General features: G+C 63.2%; 8 protein-coding genes. 4 read left to right on the plus strand and 4 right to left on the minus strand.

Features of this window, described 5'->3' with window-relative positions:
• Nucleotides 1–122: 122 nt before the first annotated feature.
• On the minus strand, nucleotides 123–581 hold the full coding sequence (locus F1735_RS31700; protein WP_229506064.1) for an acyl-CoA thioesterase: 459 nt from the start codon (nucleotides 579–581) through the stop codon (nucleotides 123–125).
• A gap of 104 nt (nucleotides 582–685) precedes the next feature.
• Here F1735_RS31700 and F1735_RS31705 point away from each other — a divergent pair, with 104 nt between their 5' ends.
• Both F1735_RS31705 and pstS read left to right on the plus strand, forming a co-directional pair.
• On the plus strand, nucleotides 686–1,804 hold the full coding sequence (locus tag F1735_RS31705; RefSeq protein WP_167240769.1) for an ATP-dependent DNA ligase: 1,119 nt from the start codon (nucleotides 686–688) through the stop codon (nucleotides 1,802–1,804).
• 521 nt (nucleotides 1,805–2,325) lie between these two features.
• On the plus strand, nucleotides 2,326–3,390 hold the full coding sequence (gene pstS, locus F1735_RS31710; protein WP_167240771.1) for a phosphate ABC transporter substrate-binding protein PstS: 1,065 nt from the start codon (nucleotides 2,326–2,328) through the stop codon (nucleotides 3,388–3,390).
• Between the two features lie 9 nt (nucleotides 3,391–3,399).
• On the opposite strand, the gene uraH is transcribed toward pstS, so the two are convergent.
• The gene (gene uraH / locus F1735_RS31715; RefSeq protein ID WP_229506065.1) at nucleotides 3,400–3,801 is read right to left on the minus strand and encodes a hydroxyisourate hydrolase; all 402 of its coding nucleotides are present in this window, start codon (nucleotides 3,799–3,801) and stop codon (nucleotides 3,400–3,402) included.
• Between the two features lie 12 nt (nucleotides 3,802–3,813).
• Entirely contained in the window at nucleotides 3,814–4,317 is a 504-nt protein-coding gene (locus F1735_RS31720) for a GlcG/HbpS family heme-binding protein (RefSeq protein ID WP_222853136.1), read from the minus strand.
• 137 nt (nucleotides 4,318–4,454) lie between these two features.
• Between F1735_RS31720 and F1735_RS31725 the strand changes: the two genes are divergently transcribed.
• Nucleotides 4,455–5,126: a heavy metal response regulator transcription factor gene (locus F1735_RS31725; RefSeq protein ID WP_167240777.1), complete on the plus strand. Its 672-nt coding sequence runs from the start codon at nucleotides 4,455–4,457 to the stop codon at nucleotides 5,124–5,126.
• On the plus strand, nucleotides 5,126–6,484 hold the full coding sequence (locus F1735_RS31730; RefSeq protein WP_222853137.1) for a heavy metal sensor histidine kinase: 1,359 nt from the start codon (nucleotides 5,126–5,128) through the stop codon (nucleotides 6,482–6,484). Before F1735_RS31725 ends, F1735_RS31730 begins: the two co-directional genes overlap by 1 nt.
• A 42-nt stretch (nucleotides 6,485–6,526) precedes the next feature.
• Here the strand turns inward: F1735_RS31730 and F1735_RS31735 are convergent, their stop codons facing one another.
• Nucleotides 6,527–7,978: a peptidase domain-containing ABC transporter gene (locus F1735_RS31735; protein ID WP_167240778.1), complete on the minus strand. Its 1,452-nt coding sequence runs from the start codon at nucleotides 7,976–7,978 to the stop codon at nucleotides 6,527–6,529.
• Between the last annotated feature and the right edge of the window lie 135 nt (nucleotides 7,979–8,113).

The following is an 8,113-nucleotide window of genomic DNA, read 5'->3' on the forward strand; positions in this document are numbered from 1 at the left end:
CTGCTCTGGGGTAGAATTCATGTCGGGCAAGGTGTGTTCGTGCTGATAGGGTAGGTTTTTAGATAACTCCCATTCTATCAATCACTTACGGCATTCTTGCCCTTTTTTGTGCAAAATTCAGGCTAGGTCGGCGGCAAGCGCTTTTGCGGCGGCAGCAGCTGGCAAATCCCGGCCGGCAGCGGTACCGATTTTTCCGCTGAAAAATTGACCCACACGATCTTGGCGCCGCCTTCGGCGTGCAAGACGCCCGGATTGCCGTCCGCGCCGACCATGTGGATCTGGTGGAACATGTCGAAACTGGAGCGTCCGGGCGGCCCGACGAAGGTGCTGATCTCGATCTCGCCCGGGTACTTGAGCTGTTTCAGGAAGGAACAGTGGGCGTTGACGATCACCGGGCCCTCGCCCGCCGGATCGGGGGTGCAGGCAATCTCGTCGAACCAGGAAATGCGGGCCTGTTCGATATAGCGAAAGTACACGGTATTGTTGACGTGGCCCATCGCATCCATGTCGCCCCAGCGGATCGGCATGCGCAGGGTATGGACCAGGGTCGGCTGAAGAGTGGTGGCAAGTGTATGTGTCATGGCGCGATCTTACCACCGGTGCGGCTGTGCGTGCCAGCACGGCTGGCGCCGGCGCGACATGGCGCTTCTCGTTATGCATCTCATTTTATTGTCAGGATAATCGCATGGAAAAACAATCAGTCTCGCTGTACCAGGCCAAGGGCTCGACCGACAAGGAATACCATTGCCACCTCGACCCGGTCGAGGGTGGCTGGATGGTGTACGGGCGCAACGGCCGGCGCGGCAGCGCGCTGGCCCACCAGGCCAAGACCGCCACGCCCCTGCCCTACGCCGAGGCGAAGGAGATCTACGACACCCTGGTCCGCAGCAAACTCAAAGGCGGCTACAGCCCCGATGACGCCGGCGTCCCCTACCAGGGCACCGCGCTCGAATCGGCTTTCACCGGCGTGTTGCCGCAGTTGCTCAATCCGATTCCCGAAGAGCGCGCCCTCAAGCTGCTGCAAGACGACGCCTGGGTCATGCAGGAAAAGGATGACGGCCACCGGCGCATGGTGTCGGTCAAGGCGCCAGGCGAACTGGTCGGCAGCAAGCGCAATGGCTTTCCGGTCCCGCTGCCGCTGGGCGTGGTGGACGACTTGTCGGGCCTGCCGGCCGGCACCATCCTCGATGGCGAAGCGCTGCCCGGTCCGCGCCTCTCCCTTTTCGACATCCTCGAACTGGGCGGGCGCAAGCTGCACGAGCTCGGCTTCGTGGAGCGCCATGCGCTGCTTAGCGCGGCGCTGGGCGCGACCGCCAATGTGTCGGTCTCGCCGCTGTACCAGGGTACGGCGGCCAAGACCGAGGCCTTCGAACGGATCCGGCAACAGCGCGGCGAAGGCGTGGTGTTGCGCAAGAAGGACGCCACCTACGCCCACGGCCGGCCGGCCTCGGGCGGCGACGCGCTCAAGCATGTGTTCTATGAAACCAGCACCTTCGTCGTCGAGCAGGTTGCCAAGGGCAAGCGCAGCGTACACGTGGTGGTGTTCGACGCCAGCGGCGCCAAGGTTGACATGGGCAAGGTCAGCATTTCATCGAACTTCGAGATTCCGCCGGTCGGCGCCCTGGTCGATGTGCGCTACCTGTACGCCCATCCCGACGGCAAGCTGCATATCTCGACCTACAAGGGCGTGCGCGACGACCTCGACATCTCGGCCTGCAGCGCCGCCCAGCTCAAATACAAGGCCGACGACGCCAGGGAAGAAGGCGAAGGCGACGATGAAGAGAGCGACGCCGCCGTGGCCTGAGCGGCCTGGGGCGCGCAGCGCGTGAGCAGCCGGCCAGCGCCAATGCGGTGGCTTTTTCAGGTCCGCAGTGTCGCCGCGCAAGCGCCCGCCCACATGTCATTAAGTTAATCAAGACAGGCATTTTTTTGATCAAAACAATAACTTTGCGTATTTACAAATTCTTTTCTGGCATTGTAGCTGTTCTCTAATGTTGCTAACAGCGCGCAATTCGGAGCTTTTCCTCTAAAGTCAGGTGCGCACGCTCCGTTTCATATATTTCCGTGTAGAATCATCAATCGTAGAAACTTATCTGTCAATCCGTCGCCGGCCGCGTAGCCAGCGTCACTGCCAGCGATCCAGCCTGCCGCGCTGTTGCGCCGCGTTGCACGCCTGGGAACCTGCCGCGCCCGGCGCGGCTCAGCCTGAGATAAACGACACTCCCGCGCTCTCATTTCCGCCCGCCATGGCCCAAGCAACGCCATGACGCCGGAGCCATGCAGGCGCCACACCCCCGCATCACCTATCGAACACGGACACACGCTATGTTTTATGCTAAACGAATCATTTTTGCCGCCATCGTCGCGGCCTCGCCTGCCGTGCATGCGCAAACGTCATTGACCGGCGCCGGCTCGTCAGCCGCCGAAATCCTGTACACCTCGATGGCGAGCGCCTACAGCAAGTCGTCGAACGTGAACCTGAGCTATCAATCGAGCAGTTCCACCGAAGGCGTACAGCAGGTCAAGAACCGCAAAGTCGACTTTGGCGCGACCGATGTCGCCCTGTCCGCTGACGAACGCAAGGCCGGCAAACTGTTGTGTTTTCCTACCGCTGTGTCGGGCATCGTTCCTGTTTTCAACCTGCCTGGCGTGAGCAGCGGTCAGCTCAAGTTGACGGGCGAGGTGCTGGCCGAGATTTTCAGCCGGAAAATCACGAAATGGAATGACCCGAAGGTGCAGGCCCTCAATCCGGGAGTGGCCCTGCCCGCCCTGCCGATCACGGTCGTGACCCGCCAGGATGGGTCCGGCACCACCTACAACTTCTCCGATTACCTGAGCAAAAGCAGCGCGGACTGGAAAGCCAGCTATGGCAGCAACTACAGCATTGCCTGGGCGGCCGGCACCATGCCCGTGAAAGGCAGTTCCGGCGCGGTGGCGGCGCTCAAGCAAACGCCGGGCGCGATTGCCTACGTGGACTTCCAGTATGTCGCGAAAAACAAGCTGAGCTTTGCCACCCTGAAAAACCGCGATGGCAAATTCGTCTCGCCAACCGGCGCCGGTTTCTTGTCGGCGATGAACAACAGCGGCTGGGCGAGCAAAGCGGCGTATGAAGAAATGCTGACCGACAAACCAGGCGCCGGCAGCTGGCCGATCACCGCCAGCACCTACGCCATCGTGCCACAGGTCAGCAACACGCCCGACAAGACGGTTGCGGCGATCAAGTTCTTTACCTGGGGCTTCGTGCATGGCGACGATGCGGTCGGCAACACGGCCTTCGTGCGCCTGCCGGACAATGTGCAGGGACGCATCTTCGGCGAACTGACCACCATCACCGACAGCGCCGGGGCGCCGCTCAAATGGTCGCTCACCGACGCACTCAAGATGCGCTGACCCGGCGACTCAGTTGCCGCGATAGGTCGAGAACCCGAACGGGCTGATCAGCAATGGGATGTGGTAATGCCCAGCCTTGCCATCGACCACGAACAATACCGGCACTTCCGGGAAAAAGCTGTCGATCTTCCTGGCGGCAAACCAGGCGCCGGTCTTGAAGGTCACCCGGTAAATGCCCTTGTCGAAGCGTTCCCCCTCGGGAAACAGCGCGGCAATGCGGCCGTCCGCATTGGTGCTGCCCGCACCCAGCGCGACCCACTGCTTGCCGGCCTGCTTTTCCAGGGTCACCTCGACCTGGGCCGAGGGCAGTCCATCCTGCAAATTGAGCACGTGTACGCTGAGCGGATTGGCGGCGGCCAGTTGCGCCACGCCCGACAGCATCAGGGCGGCGGCAAGCGATGTGATGTTCATGGTCATACTCCCTTAATTGGTTTGATTGGTTTGAATCGACAGCTTTGCTGCGAGCGAAGCGATGGCGCGGGCGGCGCAGGCCTCGTCCATCGCCGCGCCGCCGGACCCGGCCACGCCGATACCGCCGATGACCTCGTTGCCGGACAGGAGCGGCAAGCCGCCGCCCAGCAACAGCAATTCCGGCAAGCTGGTCAGGTTGGCGGTGTCGGGTTCGGTGCGCGCCCGTTCGGCCAGCACCCGGGTCGGCGTTTTGGCCGACAAGGCCGTGTACGCCTTGCGCTGGGCCGCCAGCGTGTTGTGCGGACCGACACCGTCGGCGCGCTTGAGCGCCACCAGGTTGCCGCCGCGATCGGCCACCGCCGCGCCGCGCCCCTGGGCCTGGCAGGCGGCCAGGGTGGCGTCGACCAGGTCGCCGGCCAGCGGCAGCGCGATGTCCAGGCGCGGCAGCGGCGCCGCAGCCACGCCGCCGCTCATCAGCAGCAGCGACAATGAAAGTGAAGCGAGGCGCAAAGCCATGTACATCCTTCGCAGTTGGCAGCAAAGAGTCCATGCTAACGCCCCCCGCCCGACGCCACGATGACGCCCGGATGACGAATTTGTCATCGGCCCGCAGGCCCGGCTGGGGCATAATCGGACGCATACCGGGAGCAGGCATGCGCATATTGTTGGTGGAAGACGAAAGCAAGACGGCGCACTACCTGCGCAAGGGCCTGGGCGAGTCCGGCTACATGGTGTCGGTCGCGTGCGACGGCCATGACGGGCGTCACCTGATCGAGGAAGAAACGTTCGACCTGATCATCCTCGACGTCATGCTGCCCGGCCTGGACGGCTGGCAGCTCCTGGACATCGTGCGCCGGCGCGGCGCCACGCCGGTGCTGTTCCTGACCGCGCGCGACGCCGTCGAAGACCGCGTCAAGGGGCTCGAACTGGGCGCCGACGATTACCTGGTCAAGCCCTTTTCCTACGCCGAACTGCTGGCGCGCGTGCGCACCCTGCTGCGCCGTGGCCCGCCGCGCGAACGCGACACCCTGCAAGTGGCCGACCTGCACCTGGACCTGCTGCGCCGCAAGGTCACCCGCAATGGCGAGCGCATCGTGCTCACCAACAAGGAGTTCGCGCTGCTGCACCTGCTGCTCAGCCGCGAAGGCGAAGCGCTCTCGCGCAGCTTCATCGCCTCCCAGGTGTGGCAGATGAATTTCGACAGCGACACGAATGTCGTCGACGTCGCCATCCGGCGCCTGCGCGCCAAGGTCGACGACCCCTTTCCCGTCAAGCTGATCCATACGCTGCGCGGCACCGGCTACCGCCTGGAAGCGCCGCCCTGATGCGCGCCCCGCGCTCGCTGAGCCTGCGCCTGGCGCTGCAATTCGCGCTGGCCGGCGCCGTGCTGACCGGCGCCATGGGCGTGTACCTGTACCAGTCGCTGGCGCGCGAACTGGCCTGGCGCGACGACCAGGCGCTGGCGGGGCGGGTCGAGCGCATGGTTGCGCTGATCGACGACAGCGCCAGCATCGACGCCCTGCAACGCCGGCCCCAGCTCTACGGCAACATGCTCGGCAACCGCGACAGCATGCTGTGGATCATCGACGACCAGGGTAGCGCGCGCATTTCCGTCAATCCCGCGCACCTGCCCGTGCCGCGCCTGCCGGGCCGCGCCGACACCCAGTTCGGCGACGTGCAAGGGGCCGCGCCCGCGCGCCTGGCCTGGCGCCGCCTGGAACACCGGGGCGCCGGCCTGACCCTGGTGGCCGGCAAGCTGCTGGCCGAGCGCGAGCAGATGCTGGCCTCGTACCGCGCCAAGCTCCTGCTTGCGCTGGCCGCCAGCGGCCTGCTCCTGTTCGCGCTGGGCTGGCAGGTGAGCCGGCACGGGCTGGCGCCGGTCAGGCGGCTGGCGGCGCGCGCGGCCGCCATCGACAGCGCGCACCTGCACCTGCGCCTGGCCGGGCGCGGCGACGTCAGCGAACTGGCCGAACTCTCCGCGGCGCTCGACACCATGCTGGCGCGCCTGGAACACGGCTTTGCGCAACTGTCGCGTTTTTCGGAAGACCTGGCGCACGAACTGCGCACCCCGCTCAACAACCTGATGGGCCACACCCAGCAGACCCTGTCGCGGGTGCGCAGCACGGATGACTATGAGGAACTACTGGCCTCGAACCAGGAAGAATACGAGCGGCTCTCCCGCATGATCGACAGCATGCTGTTCCTGGCCCGCAACGAGCAGCCGGAAGCGGCGGTGCAGCGCAGCGAAGTGGAGCTGGCGTCGCTGGTGGCGCAGCTGTGCGACTATTTCGAGGGCATGGCCGAGGAACGCCAGATGACGTTCGACAGCCGCGTACAAGGCAGCGTGCGGGCCGACCCGGCCCTGTTGCGGCGCGCGCTGGCCAACCTGCTGGCCAACGCGCTGCGCTACGGCGCCCCCGGCGGCAAGATCGGCATCGCCAGCGCGCTCGTCGACGGGATGGTGGAAGTGAGCGTGCATAACATCGGCGCGCCGATCGACGCCGTGCATCTGCCGCACCTGTTCGAGCGCTTTTACCGCGCCGACGCCGCCCGCAGCGGGCATGGCGACACCGGCGGGCTCGGGCTGGCGATCGTGCGCTCGATCATGCAGCTGCACGGCGGCAGCGCGGAGGTGGACAGCGGCGCCGCAGGTAATACTTTCAGGCTGCGCTTTCCCGGCTGAAGGATTCGAAACTGACAAAAAAGATCGACGCACCTGTCATGTTCAACGTTCTGTAGAAGGATATTGTTGGCGCGACCTGTCGGAGCATACTCTCCCCCCACCGTCCAGGCAGATGATGCGGTCCGCGCTGTCGATCGTCTCGCGCCGGTGAGCAACCACGATGCGGGTAATCGCCAGTAACTTGAGTGCAGCGTTTATCCGCGCTTCACACTGGGCATCCAAGTGCGACGTAGCCTCGTCAAGCAGGAGGATTTTCGGCATCCGGTAGAGCGCGCGCGCCAGGAGCAGCCGTTGCTTCTGACCGCCCGACAGTGTCCCTCCCATATCACCAATGTAGGTGTCGGTTCCCATCGGCATCCGACGAATATCTTCATCGATTGCTGCGCGCTGGAGGCATCGCCACACCAGCGGTAAATCAATCTGTTCGTCAAAGAAGGCGACGTTTTCGGCGATGGTGCCGGACAAAAGCTCGTCGTCCTGCATGACCGTTCCGAACGATCTTCGGACCGTCCGTGTCCCCCACGCCTTGACCGTGCGACCGTCAAGTATTACCTCGCCGGCCGTGGGAGTATACAAACCGCACACAATTTTCAAAAGCGTCGATTTTCCCGCACCGGAAGGCCCGACAATAGCCACAAACTCCCCCTTGTCAATCCTGAGCGATACCCCACGCAGAACATACGGGTCCTGTGGCGCGTACGCGAAAGCGACATTGGACAGTTCCACGGCGCCATCAATCGTGGTGCCGTCGGGCGATGCTGCGTCCACGCCGTGTTCGCGTTCGACCAGAACGACGTCCGCTAACCGGTGCGAGTACATATCCGTCATACGCCACTGGACAAGCTGTTCGAAAAATGCGCTGGACCGCGCCATGAACTGCCCCTCATATGCCATGAATGCGTACAGCAGACCGACAGACATGCTGCCATCGATGATCGCCCCCGCGCCATTAAAGACGATGAAGACCATGATCATTGCACTAAGGAGGCCGAGCGCGCTAGTGAAGACTTGATTGGTCAGATTCAGGCGCTGGTCGTACCTGATACAGTCGGCAAGGCTATTAGCCCAAGTGCGTTCCCGTGCCTGCTCCGCTCCCATCGCCTTGATTGTTTGAATTGCCCGGATGGTTTCTATGCGCTTGCCGTTTTCCGCAACATGTGCCACAAGTGACTGCATGCCGAGCCTGATACTGAAAGGCAGCGCCACGAGCCGGATCGCCACATACAACATCAATCCGGCAAGGGCAAGCCACGCCAGGTCGGACGCGAGCATGAACATCATCGCAAGCGTGGTCAGCACCAGCAGGCCGTCGACTGTGGTGACAATCAAACCACCTGATATCAGCGATCGCACCGGTCCGATGGCATCGAAGCGTGACAGCACGTCGGCCAACTTGCGGCGTTGAAACCAAGGCAAGGGGACCCGTATAAGGTGGTGTAATAAGCGCACGCTCATATCCCAATTCATCAACGCGCTCAGCTGCAAGGTGACCATCGCTCTCAACGTAACCAATCACCTCCCCGCAGACAATTTTTCTGCCTGGAAACTCAGTTCAATGTATGATGTGCAATCTTGTTAAAAAAGCCCACGCCTCTCACTGATTTCGACCTGCGCCAGATGGATGAAGAA

It is taken from the genome of Massilia genomosp. 1 (genome assembly GCF_011682185.1).
GTDB lineage: Bacteria > Pseudomonadota > Gammaproteobacteria > Burkholderiales > Burkholderiaceae_D > Telluria_A > Telluria_A rubra.